Below are 22,710 nucleotides of genomic sequence, written 5' to 3'. Positions count from 1 at the left end.
GAATAAAATGGGTATGAGACACCTGGCTTTCGCGCTCGTCTGTCTCCTGTCAGGCACGGCGCAGGCCGAGACGCTCAGATTGCTGACGGAGGAATATCCGCCCTATAATTTCAGCGAAAACGGCGCAGTCAAAGGGGCGTCGGTCGAACAGGCCGAACGGGTGATGAAAGCGCTCGATACCGCATATTCCCTCCAGATTCTTCCCTGGGCGCGCGCGCTGTCTCAGACAGAAAATCAACCTTGGACCTGCCTGTTCACCACCGGCCACGACGACGAGCGCGACAAGCGCTTCAAGTGGGTGGAACCGCTGCTTGCCGATCGCATGGTGATGGTCCGCAAGGCGGGGTCGGGCGTCAATCCGGCCAATGTCGAGGAAGCCAAGCGCTTCACTGTCGGTACCCAGCGCGAGGATTTTTCCGCCAACTATTTGAAAAAGCACAACTTCCCCAAGATCGATCTCGCCGCCGACATGGAGACGACGCAGAAGAAGCTTGTGAGCGGCCGCGTCGACCTGATGATGACGTCCGAAAAGACCTTCGAGACCATGCGGGATCAAGGCCAGCCACTTGAATCGGCGCTCGTGCTGGAGGGAAAGCTGTACGGCCTTGCCTGCAATCTCGCCCTGCCGGACGAACTCATTGCTAAGATGCAGACCCGGCTCGACGCCTTGATCGCCGACGGCACGCAGGATCGTATCTTCGCCAAATATGGCCTGCGCGCCGGACAAGTGAACGCCGGAAATCCGGCGGAGCCAACCAAAAAATGACAATTCGCCCTCGGTGGACAGTTGACTCGCAGGCTCCGACGCGGTGCAAGACAGCTCTGTCCGACTGATAGAGATTATATCCATGCTGATTTTCGCAGGTCTCGGTAACCCCGGCCCCCAATATGCCGGTCACCGCCACAATATCGGTTTCATGGCCGTCGACGCCATCCAGCGGCGCCACGGTTTTTCGCCGTGGTCGAAGAAATTCAAGGCGCTGGTCTCCGAAGGCGAGATCGGCGGCGAGCGCGTACTTTTGATGAAACCGCAGACCTTCATGAACCTCTCGGGCGAGGCGGTCGGTGAAGCCATGCGCTTCTACAAGCTGGAGCCGAAGGACATTCTGGCTATCTACGACGAGCTCGACCTTCTGCCTGGAAAGGCCCGGATCAAAACGGCGGGCGGTCACGGCGGCCACAACGGCATCAGGTCGCTCGACGCCCATTGCGGCAAGGACTATCGCCGCCTGCGGCTCGGCATCGGCCATCCAGGCTCGAAGGAACAGGTGCACAACCACGTGCTTGGCGATTTCGCCAAAGCCGATCGTGTCTGGCTGGAACCGTTGCTCGAGGCTCTCGCCGACAATGCGGCGATGCTGGTCAAGGGCGAGGATTCGCAGCTTCTGAACAAGCTGGCGCTCGCCACCGGCAGCAAGCCGGAACCAGCGCCGGCACCATCCAAGCCGGCTGGAAAATCCCACATCCACCAGGCCCGCAACAGCGCGCAGCCGAAGAAACTGCCGACAACCGGACCGATGGCCGACATGCTGAAGAAGCTGTTCGGCGACAAGGGGGACTAGGCTTGGCCGTTGACGCCTTCGATATTCGGCCAGCGACAACGAGCGACCTGCCCGGGCTGCTCGCCCTTTACCGGCAACTTAATCCGGAAGATCCGGGACTACCCTTGAGCCTTGCGACCGAAAGGTTTGCCGAGATGATGTCTCACCCCGGCATGACCGTCTTCACATCGGTCTCCGGCGAGACCCTGACATCGACGGCGACCCTGAGCATCCTTCCCAACCTCACCCGCGGCGGCAAACCCTATGCACTGATCGAAAACGTCGTCACGGACACCCGGTTTCGCAAGCGCGGCCACGCCGGCGCGGTGATCCGGCATGCCGTCGGTCACGCATGGGACAAGGGTTGCTTCAAGGTGATGCTCCTGACAGGCTCGCAGGACCCTGCAACGTTGAAATTCTACGAGGGCTGCGGCTTCGTGCAGAACAAGACCGGCTTCCAGATCAGACAGTCGGCCAACATCTGAGGCACGAGCGGATCATTCCTCCGGCTCGGTGGTAAACATCAGCGGAAAGCCCGCTTGCTTGCCGAGATCGGTCGCTTCCTTGGCCTTTGTCTCGGCGATGTCGCGGGCGCAGACGACGATGACACAGACGCCGAGCTTATGGGCAGTCATCATCATCCGGTAGCCGGTCTCCTCGCTCATCCGAAACACGGCTTTCAGCACCATGATGACGAATTCGCGCGGCGTATAGTCGTCGTTGAGAAGAATGACCTTGTAGAGCTTCGGCCTTTCGAGCTTCGGCTTGGTCTTTGTTTTCGGCTTGAGGGTGGTGTCGTTTTCCGCCATCGGGTAATCGCCCTTTGACTACAGGGAATGGAGGAGGAGGCTATTTTGCATCGCCAAGGGCCTGGAAGCAAGGCGCCTCACGTTGCCGCCTGCTCGATAAAGCCGCCAAAATCGGACTTAGACTTGACCTAGGCCTAAGTTTCCGCAAAAGGCACTGCAACAGAATTCGATCGGACAGGTTTCAAGGCCATGGGTTTCAAATGCGGTATCGTCGGACTGCCGAATGTAGGCAAGTCCACTCTCTTCAACGCGCTGACCAAGACGGCGCAGGCTCAAGCCGCGAACTATCCGTTCTGCACCATCGAGCCGAACACCGGGGAAGTGGCGGTGCCGGACCCGCGCATGCGCGCGCTTGCCGATGTCGCCAAGTCGAAGGAACTGATCCCGACCCGTATCTCCTTCGTCGATATCGCCGGCCTCGTGCGCGGTGCTTCCAAGGGCGAAGGCCTCGGCAACAAGTTTCTCGCCAATATCCGCGAGGTCGATGCGACGGTGCATGTGCTGCGCTGCTTCGAGGACGACGATGTCACCCATGTGGAAGGCCGCATCAATCCGGTCGGCGATGCCGAGACGATCGAGACCGAGCTGATGCTCGCCGATCTGGAAAGCCTCGAGCGCCGCACCGAGCAGACCCGCAAGCGCGCCGCCTCCAAGGACAAGGAATCCATGACGCTGCTGCCGGTTATGGACTCAGCCTTGAAGCTGCTTCAGGACGGCAAGCCGGCGCGCACGCTGCTGCCGACGCTGGATGCCGAAGAAAAGCTGATCCTGCAGGGCCTCAATCTCCTGACCGCGCATCCGGTTCTCTACGTCTGCAATGTCGCCGAAGCTGACGCCGTCTCCGGCAACGCCCATACCAGGGCGGTCGAGGAAATGGCAAAGGCCCAGGGCGCCGAAACCGTCGTCATTTCGGCGGCCATCGAATCCGAGGTTGCCCAGTTGCCCGAAGAGGAAGCCAAGGAATTCCTGGAGGCGCTCGGCCTTCACGAAGCCGGTCTCGACCAGCTGATCCGCGCCGGCTACAAGCTGCTCGACCTGATCACCTATTTCACCGTCGGCCCAAAGGAAACGCGCGCCTGGACGATCGAGCGCGGGACGAAGGCCCCTGCCGCCGCCGGCGTCATCCACACGGATTTCGAGCGCGGCTTCATCCGTGCCTTCACCATAGGCTATGAAGACTACATCGCGTTTGGGGGCGAAACCGGCGCCAAGGAAGCCGGCAAAGCCCGCGACGAAGGCAAGGAATATATCGTCCAGGACGGCGACGTCATCCACTTCCGCTTCAACACCTGATTCTTCGGAATACTCCTTCGCCGGCCATTGGGGACGCTTGCCGTCCCCGTGTCCGGGTATATGTTGCCCGCAGACATATTTTGAGGAGTTTTTTTGATGCGTCTGATTCCCGCACTTCTGCTCTCAACCGCGCTTGTTACGCAACCGCTCCTAGCCGCGGACATTACCCATGAAGGCGCCCAGCAGCTCGAACAGAAATTCACCTCCTATCTGCCGGAAAAGCTGGCCAAATCCGGCCTGGTCAAGGTCCGGCCGGGCACCACGGATTACGAAGTCACTTTCGATCCGACAGTGCTTCTGAAGGATGTCGATCCGAAAACCTTCAGCATTTCCGGCCTGAAACCCTTTCTGTCGCTGATCCGGCCGCTGGAGGACGGATTGTGGAACTTCTCCCAATCTGCCGACCTAGATGTGAACGGGCAGTTCACCGCCGGAACAGAGAAGACGGATTTCAGCTACAAGATCGACACCTTCCGCATGAACGGCGTCTACGATCCCGATATTCTCTATTTCAAGTCTGCGGAAATGACTGCCGACGGCATCTTCATGACGTCGAAATCCCCTCAGCAATCTGTCGAGGCACGCTTCGGCACGATGAAGTCGATCATGGACAGCACCCGGGCGACGGCAGACACCATCGATATTCGCGCCAATACGGCGATGGGAGCTTTCGCTGAAACCGTCATAGACCCCGCTAAAGCGCGGATCGATCTTTCTGCGGATAGCGTAACGGCCGATATCGCCGTGAACGGCATGGCCTACAGGCCGCTGCATGACATCATGTTTTTTATTCTCGACAGGGTGAAGACCGATAAGCTGGCGCCCGAAGAGCAGACCCGGGTCAAGACGTTACTGCGCGCAAACCTGCCGATGTTCGACGCATTGCTGGAGTCGATCGACGTCACCAACCTCAAGGTCGCTACTCCCACCGGCACCTTCCGCGCGGAGACCTTGCGCTATACCGTCAATTCGAACGGCCTGAGAGACGGTGCGACAGCCGGGTTCGGCATCGTCGTCGACAAGCCCTCTATTCCAGCCGGTGTCGTGCCGGAGGCGTTCGTCGCAGCATTGCCGGAGACGGTTAGCTTTCGCGCCTCCTTCGAGAACCTCAACCTGTCAAGCGGCATCGGCTATTTCCTGGAGCACGCCGACTTCAACGCCGAAAAACCCCTGACGGACGAGCAGGCAGCCGCGGCTGGCGGTATTTTCCTTCCGGGCGGTGCGCTGACGATGAGATATGAGGATGTCTCTGCCCGCTCGTCGGTCTACGATGTCAGCCTTTCGGGCACTACGACACTCTACCCTGAACAGAAGGGCCGCCAAAACACCGATGTCACGATCTACGTAAGGGATTTCGACAAGACGATTTCCTATCTGCAGCAGAATGCCCAGGCTGTACCGCAGTTCGGACAAGCGGCCTTCATGCTCCTGATGGTGAAGGGTTTCGCCAAGACGGAACCTGACGGACGGCAGATGTGGAACGTCGTGGTCGACGAGAGCGGCAAGATGAAGATCAACGGCCAGGAACTGGCGATGCCGCACTGACATCGGTGACCTCCCCCTCTGTTCCCAGCAGCAAACCCCGATGCTAAGACGCTCGACAGGAGGACTTCTGCCCATGCTTCATTTCGAGGATTTTCCGGCGGGCAAACGTTTCGAGTTCAAGCCGGTCACGGTCAGGGCCGAGGATATCGTCGCCTTTGCCGCCGAGTTCGATCCGCAACCGATGCATCTGTCGGAGGAGGCCGGCAAGGCGAGCATCCTCGGTGGGCTTGCGGCTTCCGGCTGGCATACGAGCGCGATGATGATGCGCATGCTCTGCGACAGCTACATCCACCAGACGGCATCCGAAGGCTCTCCCGGCGTCGACAGCATGGAATGGAAGAAGGCGGTACTGGCCGGCGATATGCTTTCTGGCGCCTGCACGGTCGTCGAGGCACGCGTCTCCCGCTCGCGGCCCGAGATCGGCATTGTGCGGCTCAGAGCCATTGTGAACAATCAACGGGGGGAAACCGTGGCAATCTGCGACTACGCCAACATGATCCGCTGTCGGCGTGCAGGAGCCACGGCATGAGGCTGTCTGATCTTCACCCCGAAGGTACACGGGAAATGATCGGCACGGTCAATTTCACCGCCGAGGACATCATCCATTTCGCGGAAAAGTTCGATCCGCAGCCATTTCATCTCGATATGGAGGCAGCCAAGAAATCGCTCTTCGGCGGTCTTTGCGCTTCCGGCTGGCACACCTGCGCCGGTTGGATGAAATGCTTCGTGCCCTATTGGCTGGGCGAAATGAAGCGGCTGGCGGCGCAGGGGATAGCCGCCCCGAAGCTCGGCCCCTCGCCCGGCTTTCGCGACATGCGCTGGCTGCGACCGGTCTTTGCCGGTGACGTGATCACCTATTTCGTCACCTTCATTGCGGCGAAAGATCTGGAGTCCCGGCCAGGATGGCGGATCAACACCATCCTGTGCGAGGGCGAGAACCAGAACGGCGAGGCTGTCATCCGGTTCGAAAGCAAGGTGATCGAGTTTCCCTGACGCGTAAGCTCAGTGGCCTGCAAACTCGATCAGCGTCAGAACCGGGACGCCCAGTGCCTCGAGTTTCTTGCGGCCGCCGAGTTCCGGCAGGTCGATGATGAAGCAGGCGGCGACGATGTCGGCGCCCATCCGCTGCAACAGCTTGGCCGCCCCCTCCGCGGTGCCGCCGGTGGCAATCAGGTCATCGACCAGGATGACCTTGTCGCCCGGCTTGATGGCGTCGCGATGCATCTCCATCTCGTCGATGCCGTATTCGAGGCTGTAGGCGATGCGGACTGTATCATGCGGCAGCTTGCCCTTCTTGCGGATCGGCACGAAGCCGGACGACATCTGGTGCGCCATCGCGCCGCCCAGGATGAAACCGCGCGCTTCGACACCGGCAACCTTGTCGATCTTCGTGCCGGCAAAGGGATGGACCAGTTCGTCGATCGCGCGGCGAAAGGTGCGCGGATTGCCGAGAAGCGTGGTGATGTCGCGGAACATGATGCCGGGTTTCGGGTAGTCCGCGATGTTGCGGATGGAGGCGATCAGTTCCTGCTGGAGGGAAGAGCTCATGATGGAAGGCATGCCTTTGCGGACGTCTAAGGGAGACGAAGGCATAGCATCAAAGCCGGACATTTCTATAGTGGTTTTGTTGGATGACAATCCGCCGAGGGCCGTTTCCAGCCGGCAGGCGCTGGAGCAGGACCGAAATTTGCCGCCCTGCTCCCATGGTCGCCCGATCTACTGCGAAGGCGCCGTTGTCTTCAGTTTTTCCTGCACCTTCTTGGCAACTTCGGGATTGGTCTGCGCTGCCGTGATGATGGTCTTGTATTTTTCAAGTGACATGTCGGGCGATTTTTCGACCGCGTTGATCATCTGCTTGTTGGCCTCGTTCTGAAGCTTCTGTTTGGCCGTCGCGTCCTTTTCCGAGCCGATCTTGGCGGCATAGTCCTGCCGTACCTTGTCGACCTGCAGATAGGCGACGGCGAAGGCTTCGACCTGCTTGTCGCTGATGGCGGCGGGCGCAGTGTCCTGCATCGGCTGCGTGGCCTGCGGTTCAGTGGCCCCTTGCGCAAAAGCCGGCGAGTTGATGACGATCAGGCTCAGTGCGGCAGCGGTCAGTGCTGCCACGGGCATGTGGCGAATGGTCATATGCTTTCCTTCCTTTAGTCAATCTCAAGGCGGCGTTCGCCGCCTGTCCGGAGGGGAATACCCCGGTAACAACCTAAGGATGGATCGGGCGACAATGTGACCCCGGAAAGGAAGCTTCAAGACCATGTCGAGACAGGGCCGCCCGCGGCTCGCCTCTATTGCAATGGGGTAGGACGCCTGAAACGTGGATGCGACTTGCACAATCAGGAACCATTCGACGCCATTTCCGGTTATAGTAAATGGCATTTCGCTTGCCGGACGAGCCCAAGCGAAAAGCCGAAAAGCAAGGAGGAGCATCATGCGATTGTTTGAATGCGGGACCCTCGTGCCCGGCTGCGACTGGCACACCCGCGCCGACGATGACGCCGAAGTCGTGCGTCGCGCCGTCGAGCACATGCGCCAGGCACACGGCGAAACCCTGATCCGTGAAAACATGGTCGACAATATCAAGGCCCGCATCGTCGACGAACGAAGGCTGCCTGACGTTCAGAGCATCGACTGAAGCCGGGCAACAAGCGTTGCCCGGTCGGCATTGAAATTGCCCTCGACCCACTGATGCTCAAGCGCGGACAGGACTTCGCCGATCCGCGGTCCGGCGGGGATTCCGACGGCAAGCGCGTCAGCGCCGGTAAGAGGAAACACCGGCTTCTGCCAGTTTTCCGTTCGCCCCAACAATCCCCAAAGGCGTGCCGTTTCAGGGAGTTGCGCCGGATCGTTTTCAGACTTCTGTCGCGAGGCGGCGAGAGCGAGCCGCAGGCTGGTATCGAGGCCGTTTGAACCATGCCGGTACAGCAGCCGGGCGAAAGCCGTATCGGCGATCACCGCCGGCAGACGCGGCGCTTTCGCCCAGGCGGAGAGGAAGGCCGCTTCCGCCTTCGAAAGGCGCAGCCGTTTCGCCATCGCGTCAAGCCGCTCCGCATCCGGCGGCACGATAGCCGCGAGCCGTAGCAGCGGTTCGGGCTGCCAGCCGAACGCCTGTTCGGCGACAACCAGGGCCGGGATGGCGTCGATGCCCCATTTTTCACTTTCCGGCAGAATTTCGCTGAGCACACCCGTCTGGCGCATCCACAACAGCGCCCGGCCGGGATCTCTGGCTGCCAGCAACTTCTTCATCTCCGACCAGACCCTCTCCGCCGAAAGCGCAGCCAGTTTCGAGCGTGCCTGCGCACAGGCGCGAAGACCATCCGCGTCGGGGCGCCCTGCGCCATAATGAGCGAAGAACCGGAAGAAGCGCAGCACCCTGAGATAGTCTTCCGCGACACGCTCGGCGGCGTTGCCGATAAAGCGGATGTTGCGTTTTTCGATGTCGGGGAGGCCCCCGACGAGATCGATCACGTCACCCTTGGCATTGGCATAGAGCGCATTGATCGTCAGATCCCGTCGCTCGGCATCGACTTTCCAGTCCGACCCAAAGGCCACCTCGGCGCGGCGGCCGTCGGTCTCGACGTCGCGGCGCAGTGTCGTCACCTCGAACGGTGCCCCCTCGATCACCAGCGTCACTGTGCCGTGATCGATCCCGGTCGGCACCGATTTGATGCCGGCTTTTTTGGCCCGGGCGACAACCTCGTCCGGCAGAAGCGTCGTTGCCATGTCGATATCGGCAACGGGGAGCCCCATCAGGCTGTTGCGCACAGCACCGCCGACAACGCGGACTTCGCCGCCATCGGCATTGAGGAGATTGAAGACGCGCGTCAGCGCGGGCGCCGAAAACCAGGTTTCAGCGGCAACCGAGGTCATGCATAAAGCCTTTCATACAACATGCGAACGATGCCCGCAGTAATGCCCCAGATGTTTCGGTCACCATAAGGCATGCGGTAGAAATGCCGCTCGGCGCCCTGCCAGGTCGCGCGGCCACGACCGTGATTTTCAGGATTCATCAAAAACGACAGCGGCACCTCGAAGACGGCGTCGACCTCTTCCGGATTGGGCACGAGATCGTAACCCGGCTGGACGATGGCGAGGACCGGCGTGATGCGGAACCCGGACATCGCCATGTAGTAGGGCAACCGGCCAACCGTCTCGACAAAGTGCCGGTCGAGGCCGATCTCCTCCTCGGTTTCCCGCAACGCCGCACGTTCCGGCGTGTCGTCTTCCGGGTCGATGGCACCACCCGGAAAGGCAACCTGTCCGGAATGCTTGCGCAGTGTCGCCGTGCGCTGGGTGAAGATGACGCGGGCCTGATCGCCATCGTCGATGACCGGCACCAGGACGGCGGCGTCCTTGAGCTTCAGCGTTTCGAGATGGGGTATGACATCGGGATTGAGCAGGAAATCGCCATGCTCGCGCCAGGCGTCCTCCACCGGGCTGCCGGATTGGCTGAGCGCCCGGCGGCGAAAATCACCGGCTGAAAACAGGACATCCGTCATACCGACAACGCTTCCAGTTCCCGGAAAGGCATGACCGCAAAGAACGCACCGCCGGAGCGCACGACAAACATGTCGACCTCATTGATCGTCTCCGTCTCGCCAAGCTCGACCAGATCGTACATCACGGCACGCGACACCAGCGCTTCCAGTCGCCCGCGCACATGCAGATAGGGTTTCAATTCGCTGTTTTGGCCATGGATGACGAAGCGCAATGCGTGCTCCGGGCCCGCCTCGACAACGTCACCGACATTGGTGCGGAAGGTCAGCACCTGCTCACCCTCTCGTTCCATCCTATTCATCTCGACGGCGACGAAAGGCGCGTCAGCGATGCGGATGCCCACTTTTTCCACAGGAGTTACGAGATAGGTCCTGCCGTCATCATCCTTGCGCAGGACCGTGGAAAACAGCCGGACCAGCGGCTGACGGCCGATCGGCGTGCCCATGTAGAACCACGTGCCGTCGGCGCGGATTTCCATGTCGATATCGCCGCAGAAGGGCGGATTCCACCGATCGACGGGCGGCAATCCCTTGCTTTGTCCGCCTGCCTGGCCGGCGGCGCGCGTTATCAGCGCCGCAAGGCCTGCCGCGTCGCCGGTCTGATGTATTTGCGCTTCCGCCATCGTTCCGTCCCGTTTGGCCCTATTCTTGCGTTTTGTAGACCACTGCTTTCACGAGATAGTGCTTCGGCGGCGTCTTGTCAGCCACCGTGCGGAGCTTAGATTGAAAAACAGAGACGGAAAGAGCGCTTTTCGCGATTCGGCACCGTTGCCGGCCACTGGAGACAGATGATGGGTGTGATGAAAACCACAGACGGCGCGGTTGACGAAAGGGCTATCATCGCCGCCGCGGAAAAGGCACTCGGCGAAATCGCCTTGATCCGCAAGGAAGTCGGCAAGGTGATCTTCGGCCAGGAAAGCGTTGTCGAACAGACGCTGCTTGCCGTTCTCTCCGGCGGCCACGCGCTGCTGGTCGGCGTGCCTGGCCTCGCCAAGACCAAGCTGGTCTCGACGCTCGGCACGGTGCTGGGCCTGAATTCCAGCCGTATCCAGTTCACCCCCGACCTGATGCCGTCCGATATCTTGGGCTCCGAAGTGATGGACCAGGACGAGAATGGCCGGCGGTCCTTCCGCTTCGTGCCGGGCCCGATCTTCACGCAATTGCTGATGGCTGACGAGATCAATCGCGCGAGCCCCCGCACACAGTCGGCGCTGTTGCAGGCGATGCAGGAATATCACGTCACCGTCGCCGGCCGGCGCAACGACCTGCCGCAACCTTTCCATGTGCTGGCGACGCAGAACCCCCTGGAGCAGGAAGGCACCTATCCGCTACCGGAAGCCCAGCTCGACCGTTTCCTGATGCAGGTGGATGTCGGCTATCCGGAACTCGCCGCCGAACGACAGATTCTCCTTGAAACCACCGGCGTGAATGAGAACGAAGCGCGCGGCGTCATCAATGCCGGCCAGCTTCAGGATATCCAGCACCTGATCCGGCAGATGCCGGTCAGCGAGAAGGTGGTCGATGCCATCCTGGCGCTGGTCCGCTCGGCCCGGCCCGGCAACGGCAATGCCGCGACAGACAAGAACGTCGCGTGGGGGCCCGGTCCGCGCGCAGGCCAGTCGCTGATGCTCTGCGCCCGCGCCCGCGCGCTCTATGACGGGAGGCTTGCGCCCTCGATCGATGATATCATGGCGCTTGCCGAGCCCGTCTTGCAACACCGCATGGCGCTGACATTCGCGGCGCGGGCGGAGGGTATGTCGGTGCGAGATGTCATCACCGGCCTGGTCAAGCAAGCCAGGGGATAATGAATGGCTGCCATAGGGCACATCGTCGAGCGAACGTCATCCGGAGAGGTCCTTTCCCGCGCGCAGATGCGCGCCAGGCTGATTCCGGACTGCATGGTCGAGGCGAAGCGCATCGCCAACACGGTAATTTCCGGCTGGCACGGGCGCCGCAAGCGCGGCATCGGCGAGAATTTCTGGCAGTTCCGACCCTATAGCGACGGCGAAAGCCTGTCGCGCATCGACTGGCGCCGCTCGGCCCGCGACGACCATACCTATGTGCGCGACCGCGAGTGGGAAGCGGCCCACACGATCTGGCTCTGGGCCGATCTCTCGCCCTCGATGATGTACAAATCCAAATTCGGCGCCGTCTCCAAGGAAAGCCGCGCGTTGGTGCTGATGCTGGCACTGGCCGAAATTCTTGCCCGTTCCGGCGAGCGCATCGGCTGTCCCGGTGTCATGGAGCCCGTCTCGGCCCGCAACGCCGCCGAACGGCTGGCGGCAGCCCTGATGCATACGCCCCTCTCCGGCGGCCTGCCACAGACCGGCATGATCCGCGCCGTGAGCGACCTCGTGCTGATCGGCGATTTTCTCGATCCCGTCGATACGATCATGGCGCGGCTTGCGCCGCTTGCCCGGCGCGGCATGCGCGGTCACATCGTCGAGATTGCCGATCCGGCGGAAGAGAGCTTTCCCTATGCCGGGCGCACCGAATTTACCGACCCTGAAACCGGCGAGAAACTGACCGCCGGACGCGCCGAGATCGTCGGCGATGACTATCGCCGCGCCTATATCGCCCGGCGCGACAGTCTCGGCGAGACCCTGCGCCATCTCGGCTGGACCTTCACACCGCACCGCACCGACCATCTCGCCTCCGAGGCGCTGGTCGCGGTGCACATGTATCTCTCCGGCATGCCCGGACGCGCGACCCATGGAGGCCAGCTATGAGCTTCCTGCCGTTCGTCTTCGCCAACCCGATGATGCTTGCAGCGTTGGTTGCGCTTCCGGCAATCTGGTGGCTGCTGCGGATGACGCCGCCGAAGCCGGTCACGGAAGTCTTTCCGCCCTTGAGAATCCTGGCCGGCGTGCTGAAGCGCGAGGAAACGCCGTCGAAAAGCCCCTGGTGGCTGACACTGCTGCGCATGCTGATGGCAGCCGCCATCATTTTCGCCATAGCCGATCCGGTCTTCAATCCGCGCTCCAATACGCTGTCGACCGACGGCCCGCTGGCGCTGGTGATCGACAATTCCTGGGCGACAGCGACGGACTGGGAACGCCGGGTCGAAACCGCCGAAGCGCTGATCGGCGACGCGGAAGCCAGGGATCTGCCGGTTTCGATCGTCTTCACCGCCGACAGCGAACACAATGCCGTGCCGGGTTCGGCGACGGCCGCCCGCAACCGGCTCGCTGCGGCTGAGCCGCAGCCGTTACAGCCTGATCGGCCCGCGGCCATCAATGCGCTGAAAACCGCTCTCAACGGAACGGCGCCCGGCACGCTGGTCTTTCTCTCGGACGGCATCGAGACCGGTGACGGCAAGGTGATGACCGAGCTTGCCGCTCTTGCACCCGCCAATTTCCGGCTGATCGAAGGCAGGGGCGATCAGGCCGTGGCCATCACCAATTCCGCCAATGACGCCGATTCCATGGTGATCAGCGCCAGCCGCCTCGATACCACCAGTGCGCGGACGCTACCGATCACAGCCTATGACACACGCGGCCGCACGATCGCCAACGGATCGGTCGCTTTCGCCGCTGGCGAAGGCGCGGCCAAGGGAACGCTTGCCGCCCCGTTCGAGCTGCGCAACGATTTTGCCCGCATCGCCATCGACAGCACCGCAACCGCCGGCGGCACCTTCCTGCTCGATGATGGCTTCCGCCGCCGTCGCGTCGCACTCTTGAGCGGTGAAGCCCGCGACCAGTCGCAGCCGCTTCTGTCGCCGCTCTATTACATCAACCGGGCGCTGGCGCCCTATGCCGATCTCGTGCAGCCCAACGAAGCCGATCTGGCCGTCGCGATCCCCGAGCTCCTGGCACAGAAGCCTTCGATGCTGATCATGGCCGACATCGGCCGCCTGCCGGATGAAACCTATGCGCCGGTCACCAAGTGGATTGAAAATGGCGGCACGCTGATCCGTTTCGCCGGACCTCGCCTTGCCGCCGCTCCCGCCGACGATCCGCTGGTGCCCGTGACGCTCCGTCAGGGCGAGCGTGCGCTTGGTGGCGCGCTCTCCTGGTCGGAACCGCAACCACTGGCCGATTATCCGGCGCTCAGCCCGTTCGCCGGCATGCCGCGGCCGGAAGACATCCTCGTCAAGCGGCAGGTGCTAGCGGAACCGACGGCCGATCTCTCATCACGCACCTGGGCAAGCCTTGCCGACGGCACGCCGCTCGTCACGACAAAGGCGCAAGGGGCTGGCCGCATCATCCTGTTCCATGTCAGCGCCGAGGCGACCTGGTCGAACCTGCCGATCTCCGGCGATTTCGTCGAGATGCTGCGGCGCAGCGTGCAATTGTCGCGCAGCGGCGGCGTTGCGAGCGAAGGTGCTGCGCCGAGACAGACGCTGGCGCCCTACCGCCTCCTGAATGCCGACGGCGTGCTGATCAGCGAAACCGGCCGGGCGCGGCCGCTGGAAATCGCCGCGGGCAAGACGCCTGTTTCGAGCGCCGAAAACCCGCCCGGGCTCTACGGCTCGGAAGAAGGGTTCACCGCCCTCAATCTTCTGGCCCGTGATACGCAACTTAAGCCGATCAATGCGACCGGCCTTCCCATGGCATATACATCCGAAGCGCTCATCGGAGCCGAGGCCTGGTCCTTGAAACCGTCGCTCTTCGCCATGGCGCTTATCCTGCTGCTCATCGACTCTGCCGTCGTGCTTTTCATGGGAGGCGCTTTCGCACGGTTGAGAACGCCGGCCACGGCCGCCATCGTCATCGCTCTTGCTGCCGGCGCCTTTGTTGCGGCACCGGGCCAGTCGCTTGCCGACGACAGCAGGCCCGGCGACGAGACGATCCTCGGGCGGCTCGACAGGACGCACCTTGCCTATGTCGTCACCGGCGAGGCCGAAGTCGATCGGCTCTCGGAACGCGGATTGGCCGGCCTCACCGAATTCCTGACCTATCGCACAACGCTCGAACCCGCCCCGCCGGTCGGCCTCGACATCGCCACGGACGAACTGTCGTTCTATTCGCTGATCTACTGGCCGGTTTCCGCAAATGCGCCGATGCCGAGCCCGCAGGCAATCAGCCGGATCGATGCCTATATGCGCGCGGGCGGCACCGTGCTGTTCGATACGCGCGACCAGTTTTCGTCGCTTGGAACGAACTCCGGCACGAGCCCGAATTCCGAGCGGCTGCAAGCGATCCTCAGCGATCTCGACATTCCGCCGCTGGAGCCGGTCCCGACCGACAACGTCTTGACCAAATCCTTCTATCTCCTGTCGAACTTCCCGGGCCGCTACAGCGGCAGCCCGCTCTGGATCGAGGCGCAACCGGACAACGGCTCGCAGCCGACCGGGAGGCCGGCTCGCTCGGGCGACGGCGTTTCGCCGATCATGATCACCGGCAATGATTTCGCCGGTGCCTGGGCGATCGACAGCAATGGTGCGCCGCTGCTGCCGACCGTGCCGCCGGACGAGCAGCAGCGCGAATATGCCTATCGCTCCGGGGTCAACATCATGATGTATATGCTGACCGGCAACTACAAGGCCGATCAGGTGCACATTCCTGCCCTGCTCGAACGGCTTGGCCAGTGAGGGCGTGGCGATGACACTCGATTTCTCGCCGCTCCTTCCCTGGCCCTTCATCGCCGTCCTCGCGCTGATCGCCGTTCTCCTGTCGGCGCTCGGCTTCTGGCGCGGCGTGCGCGGTGCGGCGTTCCGCACGGCGGCGCTTGCGGCACTGCTGCTTGCAATCGCCAATCCGGTTTTCTTTCAGGAAGAGCGCGAACCGCTATCGACCATCGTCGGCGTCGTCGTCGACCGCAGCCAGAGCCAGGACAATGCCGGCCGGCGCGAAATGACCGATGCGGCGCTGGCGACGCTGAAGCAGCGGCTTGCCAAATTCCCGCAAATCGAGGCCCGCATCGTAGAGGCGGCCGATGACGAGGGCACCGAAACGCCCTCGACGAAGCTCTTCACAGCGCTGCAGACAGCCTTGGCCGATGTTCCGTCCGCCCGCGTCGGCGGCGCGGTGTTCATCACCGACGGCCAGATCCACGACGTGCCCGATATCAACCAGCCGCTCGGCTTCGACGCGCCGGTCCACGGCCTGATCACCGGCAAGCCGGACGAATTCGACCGTCGCATCGAGATTGTCAGTGGCCCGCGCTTCGGCATTGTCGGCGAAGAGCAGAAGGTGGCGTTCCGCATCGCTGACGACGGCACGGCGCCGGCCGGTACGGCGGAAGTGAGCATCAGCCTCAATGGCAACGAAATCGCCAGGGAAATGGCCGAACCCGGCACCGATGTGCCGTTCACCTTCACCGTCCCGCGCGGCGGCAACAATATCCTCGAATTTGCCGTCGCCGCGGTCCCGGGCGAAGTGACGGAAGCCAACAACCGCGCTGTTCATGTCATCGACGGCATTCGCGAGAACCTGCGGGTGCTTCTGGTTTCAGGTGAACCCCATGCCGGCGAGCGCGCCTGGCGCAATCTCTTGAAGTCCGATGCGGCCGTCGACCTCGTGCATTTCACCATTCTCAGGCCGCCGGAAAAGCAGGATGGTACGCCGATCAACGAACTTTCCCTGATCGCCTTTCCGACTCGCGAGCTTTTCGTCGAAAAGATCAAGGAATTCGACCTGATCATCTTCGACCGCTATCAGCATCGCGGCGTCCTGCCGATCCTCTACTATGACAACATCGCGCAATATGTGGAAAACGGTGGCGCATTGCTGATCGCCGCCGGCCCCGAGCATGCGGGCGACGATTCGATCGCGACGACCCCTCTCTCGGCTGTGCTTCCCGCCAATCCGACCGGCTTCATGAACGAGAAAGCCTTCTATCCGCGGCTCTCGGATGAGGGAAAGAAACATCCGGTGACGCGTGGGCTCGAAGGCGCCGACAGCGAGCCGCCGCACTGGGGCCGCTGGTTCCGCACGGTCGATGTCGACCGGCCGCTCGGCCAGACCGTGATGCAAGCTGCCGACGGCAAGCCGTTGCTTGTGCTCAACCGCGTCGGCAAGGGCCGTGTCGCCATGCTGCTCTCCGATCAAGGCTGGCTCTGGGCGCGCGGCTTCGAAGGCGGCGGCCCGAGCGTTTCACTCTATCGCCGCACCGCCCACTGGCTGATGCAGGAACCGGCGCTGGAGGAAGAAGCGCTGACGGCGCATGCCAGCGGCCGAACGCTGGAAATCGCCCGGCAGACGATCGCAGGTGATCCGGGTCCGGCAACGCTGACCTATCCCTCCGGCAAGGCGGAACAGGTCGTGCTCAAGGAGGACGAGCCCGGTCTCTACAAGGCGAGCGTCCCTACGACGGAAACCGGTCTGTTCGAGGTGAACAATGGCGAACTCAACACGCTGGTGCATGTCGGCAGCGTCGATGCGCCGGAGTTCAAGGCAACGATCTCGACGACGGAATTGCTTGCACCCTGGGCGGAGAAGACCAAGGGGCTGGTGCGACGCCTCGCCGACGCTGACGGCCCGGTGGACCTTCCGCCGATCCTGCCGGTGCGCGGCACCGTCCGCGTCGCCGATGACCAGCGCATGTCGCTGCGGATGACCGACGAAACGGTGCTGAAGGGCATCAATTCGCTGTCGCTGTTTGCCGGCTTCCTCGGCCTTGCCGCCCTGCTCTTCGTGCTCTCCGCAACCTGGCACCGCGAGGGGCGGTGAGCGTCAATGAAGCAGACGTGGGTGGCACGCCATGCGGCCCAAGCGATGCGGCCTTTTACTGCGCCGCTATCCTGGGCGCCGGCCACTCCTGGGCTTGGCTGAAGACCTCCCGGATCTGATCACGCAGCCAGACGCTCGCCGCATCCTTGCCGGCATGGGCAGGCCAGACGAGGGTCACGGGCGGGAAGCGCAGGTCGAGCGGAACGGGGCTGATGACCAGCCCCATGAGAGATGCGTATCGGCGGGCGATCCGGGCGGAGATTGTCGCGATCACCGGACTGGCCTTGGCCGTAGACAGGACGGACATGAAATCAGGCCCAGCGGCAACGACATTGAGGTCCGCTCCTGCAAATTCCAGCGCGTCTTCCACGCAACCGTGCAGGCTCTCGCTCTGCGAGATGACCGCGTGATCGGCAGCGAGGTAGTTGTCCAGACTGACGGGAACGCCGAGCGAAAGCAAAGCCGGATTGTAGCAACACTGCACATCCGCCTCGTACAGCACCTCCGAAACCTGGCGCGTGGCGCGCGAATAGGTGCAGCCGATCGCCATATCGAGCGCGCCACTATCGATCATCGCATCGACCTGATCCGGCAGGCAACCACGTGCGAGAATTCGCACCCCGGGCGCAAGCTTGCGCAGCCGGGCCGTGAGATCCGGCAGAAGCAGAAGCTGCACCTCGGCTGACATGCCCAAGCGAAATACCCGGCTTTCTGTTGTCGGATCAAAGACATCGGCAGAAAGAAGAGCTGCCTGGGCCTGTCTCAAGGCGTTGCGTATAGGCCCCGCCAACGCGCGCGCTCGCGCCGTTGGCTGCATCGTCTGGCCCACACGAATGAAAAGCTCGTCCTCGAACAGCATGCGCAAGGTCGAGATATTATGGCTCATTGCCGGCTGGCCGATCTTCAGCCGCCGCGCAGCCCGCGTGACGCTCCCCTCCTCCATCATCGCATCGAAGGCGATGAGAAGGTTGAGATCGAACGCCCTTAAATTGAAATGATCGATAGCTTGCATGACCGGCATCGATTTGATTGCTGATGGGCGCATAGTTACGTTTTCAGCAAGGTGCTTGCAAGGCCCTTCGATATCTTGCTTAAGGAGTTCCACCATGCCGACCCGCCGCTCTGTCCTCAAGGCGACAGCCACCAGCCTTCTCGCCGCCGCCTCTTCCGCGGCGCTTCCCGATCTTGCCTTTTCCAAAGCGCCGTTGAAAGGCGGCCAGGCGCCTGGCTATCGCCGCCTGAAGGTCGGAGCCTACGAGGTTACCGCGCTATCGGACGGAACCGTCACCCTTCCGCTTGCAAAACTCTATGCCAACACGACGGTCGACCATGCGGAGGCAGCGCTGGCGGCCGCCTTCCAGGGAGCCTCGTCGGAAACCTCGGTCAACGCCTATCTCGTCAATACCGGCGAGCGACTGGTCCTGATCGACGCCGGTACGGGCACCTTTCTCGGCCCGACGCTTGGCAGGTTGGCCGCCAACATCCAATCCTCGGGCTACAAGCCGGAAGAGATCGACGATGTCATCCTGACCCATGTCCATACGGATCATTCCGGTGGCCTTGTCGCCGAGGGCAAGCGCGTCTTTGCCAATGCCACCGTCCGCGTCAACCGTCGCGAAGCCGAATTCTGGCTCGACCCGAACGAGGAAAAGAAGGCGACGGCAATCGTGAAGGAGCAATTCGCCCAGGCGCGCGCCTGCCTCACGCCTTACATCGAGGCGGAAAAATTCGAGGTTTTCGGCGATGATGCCGAGGTCGTGCCCGGCTTCGGCTCCGTGCTCAGGGCCGGCCACACGCCGGGACACAGCGCAATCGTGATCGAAAGCGAAGGCCAGAAGCTGATGTTCTGGGGAGATATTACTCACGGCGACGTTCTGCAGTTCGATGAGCCCGAAGTGGCGATCGCCTTCGACGTCAAGCAGCAGATGGCAGTTGCTGCGCGCAAAATCGCGTTCGAGCATGCTGCCGATGGCGCCTACCTGGTTGCTGGGGCCCATATCTCATTTCCCGGCATAGGCCATCTGCGCCGGGACGATACGAATTACGGCTGGGTTCCGCTGAATTACAGCCTTTAACACCGGCAAGGGGCTTCAACGCCCCTTCGCTTTTCCAAGCGATCATCCGTGACACCGGATCTCACCCTTCAGCCGGGCGTGCACGTCCTCTCCCATCGGCACGACGAGCACCCGGTTCGGGTCGACCGGACCCGGGAACGTCAGCGCCCCATAGGCCACCTTCTCGAAGCCGAGCGGCTGATAATACGGTGGATCGCCGACCAGGATGACGCCTTCCGAGCCCTTCCGCCGTGCCGCCTCGACGGCGATACGGACCAGTTCCCGGCCGATGCCACGGTTCTTGTGGGAGGGCCTAACGGCAAGCGGACCGAGCAGATGGCCTTTGACGGAGCCGGCAAGCACCGGGGTCATCCGCACCGAGGCGATGATTTCGCCATCGTCGGCGCAGACGAAGGAAAGCGACAGATCGTGCGGCCCCTGCTCGCGGATACGCGCCGCGGCACGAGCGAACCGGCCGGGACCGAAGGCTTCTTCATTGATGATTTCGATCGCGGCGTCATGGGACGCGTCTTCGGTCAGATAGACGAGGTCGTGCTTTTTCATAAACATCAGAAAACCCTGCATGCGAGACGTATAGATATGATGGCTACGCCCGAAGGGCGTTTTCAGCATCAGCGTCGTCGCGGGTTTCCTGGAAAGAACATTGAATATGAATCCGGTTGCATGAAAAAGTCTGGGAGGCCCGATACCAGAAAAACGGCCTCTGTCAAAGCCCAAAACGCACTGTTCAGCATTTGCAGGCTAATATGCGCGGCCGAGACGCGGTATTTACAACGCAACCAAGTCACGAACAGCGGCACTCCCGCCGCAGGAGATCAACGATGGGCATGCTGGTTGACGGTATCTGGCACGACGTCTGGTATGACACCAAGGAAACGAAGGGCCAGTTCAAGCGGGCTGCCGCGCAGTTCCGCAACTGGATCACCGCCGACGGTTCAGCCGGTTCCTCCGGCGAAGGCGGCTTCAAGGCGGAGACCGGGCGCTATCACCTCTACGTGTCGCTTGCCTGCCCCTGGGCACACCGCACGTTGATCTTCCGCAAGCTGAAGAAGCTCGAAAATCTGATCTCCGTCTCGATCGTCGATCCGCTGATGCTGTCGAAAGGCTGGGAGTTCAAGAACGAGATCGGCGGCACCATCGATCATCTGTTCGGTTCCAAGGCGCTCTGGCAGGTCTACGTGAAGGCCGACCCGCGTTATTCCGGCCGGGTCACGGTTCCCGTCCTCTGGGACAAGCAGCGAAACACGATCGTCTCGAATGAATCCTCGGAAATCATTCGTATGTTCAATTCAGCCTTCGACGGGCTGACGGGCTCGAAGAACGACTTCTATCCCGAGCCGCTGCGAAGCGAAATCGACAGCCTGAATGACCGCATCTACGACGCCGTCAACAACGGTGTCTACAAGGCCGGCTTCGCCACGACGCAGGAAGCCTATGCCGAAAACGTCACGATCCTGTTCAAGGTGCTGGACGAACTGGACGAGCGTCTGGCGACCCGGCGCTATCTGACCGGTAGTCGCATCACCGAGGCCGACTGGCGGCTTTTCACGACGCTGGTGCGCTTCGACCCTGTCTATGTCGGGCACTTCAAGTGCAACATCCGCCGTATCGGCGACTACAAGAACCTGCAGGGCTATCTGCAGGACCTCTATCAGGTTGCAGGCATCGCTGAGACCGTCAACCTGCGCCATATCAAGGAGCATTATTACCGCAGCCACACGATGATCAACCCGACGGGTGTCGTTCCGGCCGGCCCGGAGCTTGATCTCGATACGGCGCATGAGCGCGAGAAGCTCGCGGCCTGATTCTACCAGAAATCAGCTGGCGGCATTTTGCCGGAAAGCTCCGCCAGCCGCCGGTGCGTGGCAGCCGTGGTGTCCTTGGGCAGATCGTCGAGCGGAAAAAAGCCGGCCTCGACGATCTCCAGGTCCGGTTTGCGCGGCGCCGTCTGGCGGACATTGCGGCAACGATAGAAGAGCACGTGATCGCGTTTGCTCGTCAGCCGGTTGAAATAGACGTGAAACAACTCCGGCGGATCCGTCAACTGCAGATTGCCTTCCTCGCGCAGCTCCTTCACCAGCGCCTCAAAGGCTGTTTCCCGCCGCTCCAGCCCGCCGCCCGGCATGTGCCAGCCAGGCACGTACGAGTGCCGGACCAGGAAAATCCGGCCATCGTCGTCAAAACAGGCGGCACGCACGCCCATTGTCATGCCCCGCGCGAAGGCGAAATAACTGTGTACCAAGCGGGTAACGAGCCGGGCTTTCCAGCTGCGCATTTCCGGCGGCGTTTTCGTCATGCCGATCCGGTTCCTTTCATCCGTGTCCAGCCGAGGATAAAGCATCCCGACCGATTCCCCTTTCCGGGAATATGCGCTAGGTACAAATTATGTTCAAACTCGCGCATATTTCCGACATTCACCTCGGCCCCCTGCCTGATCTTTCGTACCGTGAGCTCGCATCGAAACGCATCACCGGCTTCGTCAACTGGCACCGCAACCGGCGCAATCATCTGGTCGGCGATACGCTCAACCTGTTGATGGACGAGATCGAGCGTGTCGATCCGGATCACCTGGCGATTACCGGCGACCTGGTCAATCTCGCCTCCTGGCGTGAAATCGAGATCATGACCGAGTGGCTGAAGGAAGCTGGCACCCCGGAAAACATCTCGATCGTGCCCGGCAACCACGACGCCTACGTGCCGGGTGCCTATGAAAAGACCACCAAAGCCTGGTACCCCTACATGCGCGGCGAGCGCGGACCGGCGGAATGGAACGAGAATTTTCGCTGCTATCCCTATCTGCGCATCCGTGGCCAGGTGGCACTGATCGGCTGTTCGACCGCCGTCGCCACGCCTCCCTTCGCCGCCAGCGGCTATTTCGGCAGCCGCCAGGCGCGCGAAACCGTCAATCTTCTGCGCGCGGCGGGTGAGGCTGGGCTGTTCCGCGTCGTCATGATTCATCATCCGCCAATCCGCGGCGCAACGTCCATGCATAAGCGCATGCTCGGGATTCGCCGCTTCGCCGCGACGATTACGGCCGGCGGAGCCGAACTGGTCCTGCACGGCCACACCCACCTGAACACGGTCTATTCCCTGAAGGGCCAGGTCAAACCGGTGCCCGTCGTCGGCATCGCTTCGGCATCGCAAGGCCGGGGCGGCAGGAAACCGCCGGCAGGCTTCAACCTGTTTTTCATCTCCGGAAGCCCTGGCCATTGGAACCTGGTGCGCGAACGATTCGAACTGACCATGGATGGCCGTTCGGTGACGCTCGTCGAAACCACCCGCTTCTGACCCTGCGACCGCTACTCGCCAAAGCACCAAAAAGCGCTATGCTCGGAATATTCGGC

Annotated in this window: 24 protein-coding genes; 15 read left to right on the top strand and 9 right to left on the bottom strand. The window is 62.0% G+C overall.

The window, feature by feature from the left end:
- Positions 1-7: 7 nt before the first annotated feature.
- The 3 genes from ACSQ2Z_RS07730 to ACSQ2Z_RS07720 all read left to right on the top strand — a co-directional run bounded on the left by ACSQ2Z_RS07730 (position 8) and on the right by ACSQ2Z_RS07720 (position 2,026).
- Positions 8-766 carry a substrate-binding periplasmic protein gene (locus ACSQ2Z_RS07730; RefSeq protein WP_436080656.1) on the top strand — a complete coding sequence of 253 codons (759 nt, stop codon included), beginning with the start codon at positions 8-10 and terminating at the stop codon, positions 764-766.
- An 82-nt stretch (positions 767-848) separates the two neighbouring features.
- Positions 849-1,562, top strand: a complete 714-nt coding sequence (pth, locus tag ACSQ2Z_RS07725) for an aminoacyl-tRNA hydrolase (RefSeq protein ID WP_436080655.1) — start codon at positions 849-851, stop codon at positions 1,560-1,562.
- Between the two features lie 2 nt (positions 1,563-1,564).
- Positions 1,565-2,026 (top strand): GNAT family N-acetyltransferase, encoded by a 462-nt coding sequence (locus ACSQ2Z_RS07720; protein ID WP_436080654.1) that lies wholly within the window; start codon positions 1,565-1,567, stop codon positions 2,024-2,026.
- A gap of 12 nt (positions 2,027-2,038) precedes the next feature.
- Here ACSQ2Z_RS07720 and clpS read toward each other — a convergent pair whose 3' ends face one another.
- On the bottom strand, positions 2,039-2,350 hold the full coding sequence (clpS, locus tag ACSQ2Z_RS07715; protein ID WP_113006398.1) for an ATP-dependent Clp protease adapter ClpS: 312 nt from the start codon (positions 2,348-2,350) through the stop codon (positions 2,039-2,041).
- 189 nt (positions 2,351-2,539) lie between these two features.
- Here clpS and ychF point away from each other — a divergent pair, with 189 nt between their 5' ends.
- From ychF to ACSQ2Z_RS07695, 4 genes are all read left to right on the top strand, one after another.
- Positions 2,540-3,643, top strand: coding sequence for a redox-regulated ATPase YchF (ychF, locus tag ACSQ2Z_RS07710; RefSeq protein ID WP_436080653.1), 1,104 nt, complete (start codon positions 2,540-2,542; stop codon positions 3,641-3,643).
- Between the two features lie 96 nt (positions 3,644-3,739).
- Positions 3,740-5,188 carry a hypothetical protein gene (locus ACSQ2Z_RS07705; RefSeq protein WP_436080652.1) on the top strand — a complete coding sequence of 483 codons (1,449 nt, stop codon included), beginning with the start codon at positions 3,740-3,742 and terminating at the stop codon, positions 5,186-5,188.
- Between the two features lie 73 nt (positions 5,189-5,261).
- Positions 5,262-5,717, top strand: coding sequence for a MaoC family dehydratase (locus ACSQ2Z_RS07700; protein ID WP_436080651.1), 456 nt, complete (start codon positions 5,262-5,264; stop codon positions 5,715-5,717).
- On the top strand, positions 5,714-6,181 hold the full coding sequence (locus tag ACSQ2Z_RS07695; protein ID WP_436080650.1) for a MaoC family dehydratase: 468 nt from the start codon (positions 5,714-5,716) through the stop codon (positions 6,179-6,181). Before ACSQ2Z_RS07700 ends, ACSQ2Z_RS07695 begins: the two co-directional genes overlap by 4 nt.
- A 9-nt stretch (positions 6,182-6,190) precedes the next feature.
- Here ACSQ2Z_RS07695 and ACSQ2Z_RS07690 read toward each other — a convergent pair whose 3' ends face one another.
- On the bottom strand, positions 6,191-6,736 hold the full coding sequence (locus tag ACSQ2Z_RS07690) for an adenine phosphoribosyltransferase (RefSeq protein ID WP_436080649.1): 546 nt from the start codon (positions 6,734-6,736) through the stop codon (positions 6,191-6,193).
- A gap of 168 nt (positions 6,737-6,904) precedes the next feature.
- A complete protein-coding gene (locus ACSQ2Z_RS07685) occupies positions 6,905-7,315 on the bottom strand; it encodes a DUF4168 domain-containing protein (protein ID WP_436080648.1) in 411 nt (136 codons plus the stop codon).
- A 298-nt stretch (positions 7,316-7,613) separates the two neighbouring features.
- Here ACSQ2Z_RS07685 and ACSQ2Z_RS07680 point away from each other — a divergent pair, with 298 nt between their 5' ends.
- A complete protein-coding gene (locus ACSQ2Z_RS07680; protein WP_436080647.1) occupies positions 7,614-7,817 on the top strand; it encodes a DUF1059 domain-containing protein in 204 nt (67 codons plus the stop codon).
- Here ACSQ2Z_RS07680 and ACSQ2Z_RS07675 read toward each other — a convergent pair.
- Genes ACSQ2Z_RS07675 through ACSQ2Z_RS07665 form a run of 3 tightly spaced genes read right to left on the bottom strand, consistent with a single transcriptional unit; the run spans position 7,802 to position 10,301 of the window.
- Positions 7,802-9,052, bottom strand: a complete 1,251-nt coding sequence (locus tag ACSQ2Z_RS07675) for a CCA tRNA nucleotidyltransferase (RefSeq protein ID WP_436080646.1) — start codon at positions 9,050-9,052, stop codon at positions 7,802-7,804. The two genes, ACSQ2Z_RS07680 and ACSQ2Z_RS07675, sit on opposite strands and share 16 nt — an antisense overlap.
- Entirely contained in the window at positions 9,049-9,681 is a 633-nt protein-coding gene (locus ACSQ2Z_RS07670) for a CoA pyrophosphatase (RefSeq protein ID WP_436080645.1), read from the bottom strand. The genes ACSQ2Z_RS07675 and ACSQ2Z_RS07670 overlap by 4 nt, the downstream gene beginning before the upstream one ends.
- Positions 9,678-10,301, bottom strand: coding sequence for a DUF1285 domain-containing protein (locus ACSQ2Z_RS07665; RefSeq protein ID WP_436080644.1), 624 nt, complete (start codon positions 10,299-10,301; stop codon positions 9,678-9,680). Before ACSQ2Z_RS07665 ends, ACSQ2Z_RS07670 begins: the two co-directional genes overlap by 4 nt.
- 168 nt (positions 10,302-10,469) lie before the next feature.
- Between ACSQ2Z_RS07665 and ACSQ2Z_RS07660 the strand changes: the two genes are divergently transcribed.
- From ACSQ2Z_RS07660 to ACSQ2Z_RS07645, 4 genes are read left to right on the top strand one after another with little or no spacing between them, the layout of a single operon-like run.
- A complete protein-coding gene (locus ACSQ2Z_RS07660) occupies positions 10,470-11,483 on the top strand; it encodes an AAA family ATPase (RefSeq protein ID WP_436080643.1) in 1,014 nt (337 codons plus the stop codon).
- Between the two features lie 3 nt (positions 11,484-11,486).
- Positions 11,487-12,407, top strand: coding sequence for a DUF58 domain-containing protein (locus ACSQ2Z_RS07655; protein WP_436080642.1), 921 nt, complete (start codon positions 11,487-11,489; stop codon positions 12,405-12,407).
- Positions 12,404-15,211 (top strand): DUF4159 domain-containing protein, encoded by a 2,808-nt coding sequence (locus tag ACSQ2Z_RS07650; protein WP_436080641.1) that lies wholly within the window; start codon positions 12,404-12,406, stop codon positions 15,209-15,211. Before ACSQ2Z_RS07655 ends, ACSQ2Z_RS07650 begins: the two co-directional genes overlap by 4 nt.
- A 10-nt stretch (positions 15,212-15,221) precedes the next feature.
- Positions 15,222-17,291, top strand: coding sequence for a hypothetical protein (locus ACSQ2Z_RS07645; RefSeq protein WP_436080640.1), 2,070 nt, complete (start codon positions 15,222-15,224; stop codon positions 17,289-17,291).
- Between the two features lie 55 nt (positions 17,292-17,346).
- Here the strand turns inward: ACSQ2Z_RS07645 and ACSQ2Z_RS07640 are convergent, their stop codons facing one another.
- On the bottom strand, positions 17,347-18,303 hold the full coding sequence (locus tag ACSQ2Z_RS07640) for a LysR family transcriptional regulator (protein ID WP_436080639.1): 957 nt from the start codon (positions 18,301-18,303) through the stop codon (positions 17,347-17,349).
- A gap of 94 nt (positions 18,304-18,397) precedes the next feature.
- Here ACSQ2Z_RS07640 and ACSQ2Z_RS07635 point away from each other — a divergent pair, with 94 nt between their 5' ends.
- Positions 18,398-19,366 (top strand): MBL fold metallo-hydrolase, encoded by a 969-nt coding sequence (locus tag ACSQ2Z_RS07635; RefSeq protein WP_436080638.1) that lies wholly within the window; start codon positions 18,398-18,400, stop codon positions 19,364-19,366.
- A 42-nt stretch (positions 19,367-19,408) separates the two neighbouring features.
- Here ACSQ2Z_RS07635 and ACSQ2Z_RS07630 read toward each other — a convergent pair whose 3' ends face one another.
- Positions 19,409-19,930: a GNAT family N-acetyltransferase gene (locus ACSQ2Z_RS07630; protein ID WP_436083017.1), complete on the bottom strand. Its 522-nt coding sequence runs from the start codon at positions 19,928-19,930 to the stop codon at positions 19,409-19,411.
- 257 nt (positions 19,931-20,187) lie between these two features.
- Between ACSQ2Z_RS07630 and ACSQ2Z_RS07625 the strand changes: the two genes are divergently transcribed.
- Entirely contained in the window at positions 20,188-21,171 is a 984-nt protein-coding gene (locus ACSQ2Z_RS07625) for a glutathione S-transferase family protein (RefSeq protein ID WP_436080637.1), read from the top strand.
- Positions 21,172-21,173: 2 nt separating this feature from the next.
- Here ACSQ2Z_RS07625 and ACSQ2Z_RS07620 read toward each other — a convergent pair whose 3' ends face one another.
- On the bottom strand, positions 21,174-21,662 hold the full coding sequence (locus tag ACSQ2Z_RS07620; protein ID WP_436080636.1) for an NUDIX domain-containing protein: 489 nt from the start codon (positions 21,660-21,662) through the stop codon (positions 21,174-21,176).
- 89 nt (positions 21,663-21,751) lie between these two features.
- On the opposite strand from ACSQ2Z_RS07620, the gene ACSQ2Z_RS07615 reads away from it, so the two are divergent.
- Entirely contained in the window at positions 21,752-22,654 is a 903-nt protein-coding gene (locus tag ACSQ2Z_RS07615; RefSeq protein WP_436080635.1) for a metallophosphoesterase family protein, read from the top strand.
- The last annotated feature ends 56 nt before the right edge of the window (positions 22,655-22,710 follow it).

It is taken from the genome of Pararhizobium sp. LjRoot235 (genome assembly GCF_964254145.1).
Taxonomy (GTDB): Bacteria; Pseudomonadota; Alphaproteobacteria; order Rhizobiales; family Rhizobiaceae; genus Pararhizobium.
Note: the sequence above shows the minus strand (reverse complement) of the source record. Positions and strands in the feature narration are given on the sequence as shown.

Excerpts from the sequence above, each read along its gene's own strand:
- ACSQ2Z_RS07655 (WP_436080642.1), top strand. The coding sequence starts at position 11,487 with ATGGCTGCCATAGGGCACATCGTCGAGCGAACGTCATCCGGAGAGGTC.
- pth (WP_436080655.1), top strand. The coding sequence starts at position 849 with ATGCTGATTTTCGCAGGTCTCGGTAACCCCGGCCCCCAATATGCCGGT.
- ACSQ2Z_RS07625 (WP_436080637.1), top strand. The coding sequence starts at position 20,188 with ATGGGCATGCTGGTTGACGGTATCTGGCACGACGTCTGGTATGACACC.
- ACSQ2Z_RS07685 (WP_436080648.1), bottom strand. The coding sequence starts at position 7,315 with ATGACCATTCGCCACATGCCCGTGGCAGCACTGACCGCTGCCGCACTG.
- ychF (WP_436080653.1), top strand. The coding sequence starts at position 2,540 with ATGGGTTTCAAATGCGGTATCGTCGGACTGCCGAATGTAGGCAAGTCC.
- ACSQ2Z_RS07690 (WP_436080649.1), bottom strand. The coding sequence starts at position 6,736 with ATGAGCTCTTCCCTCCAGCAGGAACTGATCGCCTCCATCCGCAACATC.
- ACSQ2Z_RS07730 (WP_436080656.1), top strand. The coding sequence starts at position 8 with ATGGGTATGAGACACCTGGCTTTCGCGCTCGTCTGTCTCCTGTCAGGC.
- ACSQ2Z_RS07675 (WP_436080646.1), bottom strand. The coding sequence starts at position 9,052 with ATGACCTCGGTTGCCGCTGAAACCTGGTTTTCGGCGCCCGCGCTGACG.
- clpS (WP_113006398.1), bottom strand. The coding sequence starts at position 2,350 with ATGGCGGAAAACGACACCACCCTCAAGCCGAAAACAAAGACCAAGCCG.
- ACSQ2Z_RS07695 (WP_436080650.1), top strand. The coding sequence starts at position 5,714 with ATGAGGCTGTCTGATCTTCACCCCGAAGGTACACGGGAAATGATCGGC.
- ACSQ2Z_RS07615 (WP_436080635.1), top strand. The coding sequence starts at position 21,752 with ATGTTCAAACTCGCGCATATTTCCGACATTCACCTCGGCCCCCTGCCT.
- ACSQ2Z_RS07665 (WP_436080644.1), bottom strand. The coding sequence starts at position 10,301 with ATGGCGGAAGCGCAAATACATCAGACCGGCGACGCGGCAGGCCTTGCG.
- ACSQ2Z_RS07670 (WP_436080645.1), bottom strand. The coding sequence starts at position 9,681 with ATGACGGATGTCCTGTTTTCAGCCGGTGATTTTCGCCGCCGGGCGCTC.
- ACSQ2Z_RS07630 (WP_436083017.1), bottom strand. The coding sequence starts at position 19,930 with ATGCAGGGTTTTCTGATGTTTATGAAAAAGCACGACCTCGTCTATCTG.
- ACSQ2Z_RS07680 (WP_436080647.1), top strand. The coding sequence starts at position 7,614 with ATGCGATTGTTTGAATGCGGGACCCTCGTGCCCGGCTGCGACTGGCAC.
- ACSQ2Z_RS07620 (WP_436080636.1), bottom strand. The coding sequence starts at position 21,662 with ATGACGAAAACGCCGCCGGAAATGCGCAGCTGGAAAGCCCGGCTCGTT.
- ACSQ2Z_RS07645 (WP_436080640.1), top strand. The coding sequence starts at position 15,222 with ATGACACTCGATTTCTCGCCGCTCCTTCCCTGGCCCTTCATCGCCGTC.
- ACSQ2Z_RS07660 (WP_436080643.1), top strand. The coding sequence starts at position 10,470 with ATGGGTGTGATGAAAACCACAGACGGCGCGGTTGACGAAAGGGCTATC.
- ACSQ2Z_RS07635 (WP_436080638.1), top strand. The coding sequence starts at position 18,398 with ATGCCGACCCGCCGCTCTGTCCTCAAGGCGACAGCCACCAGCCTTCTC.
- ACSQ2Z_RS07700 (WP_436080651.1), top strand. The coding sequence starts at position 5,262 with ATGCTTCATTTCGAGGATTTTCCGGCGGGCAAACGTTTCGAGTTCAAG.
- ACSQ2Z_RS07640 (WP_436080639.1), bottom strand. The coding sequence starts at position 18,303 with ATGCAAGCTATCGATCATTTCAATTTAAGGGCGTTCGATCTCAACCTT.
- ACSQ2Z_RS07705 (WP_436080652.1), top strand. The coding sequence starts at position 3,740 with ATGCGTCTGATTCCCGCACTTCTGCTCTCAACCGCGCTTGTTACGCAA.
- ACSQ2Z_RS07650 (WP_436080641.1), top strand. The coding sequence starts at position 12,404 with ATGAGCTTCCTGCCGTTCGTCTTCGCCAACCCGATGATGCTTGCAGCG.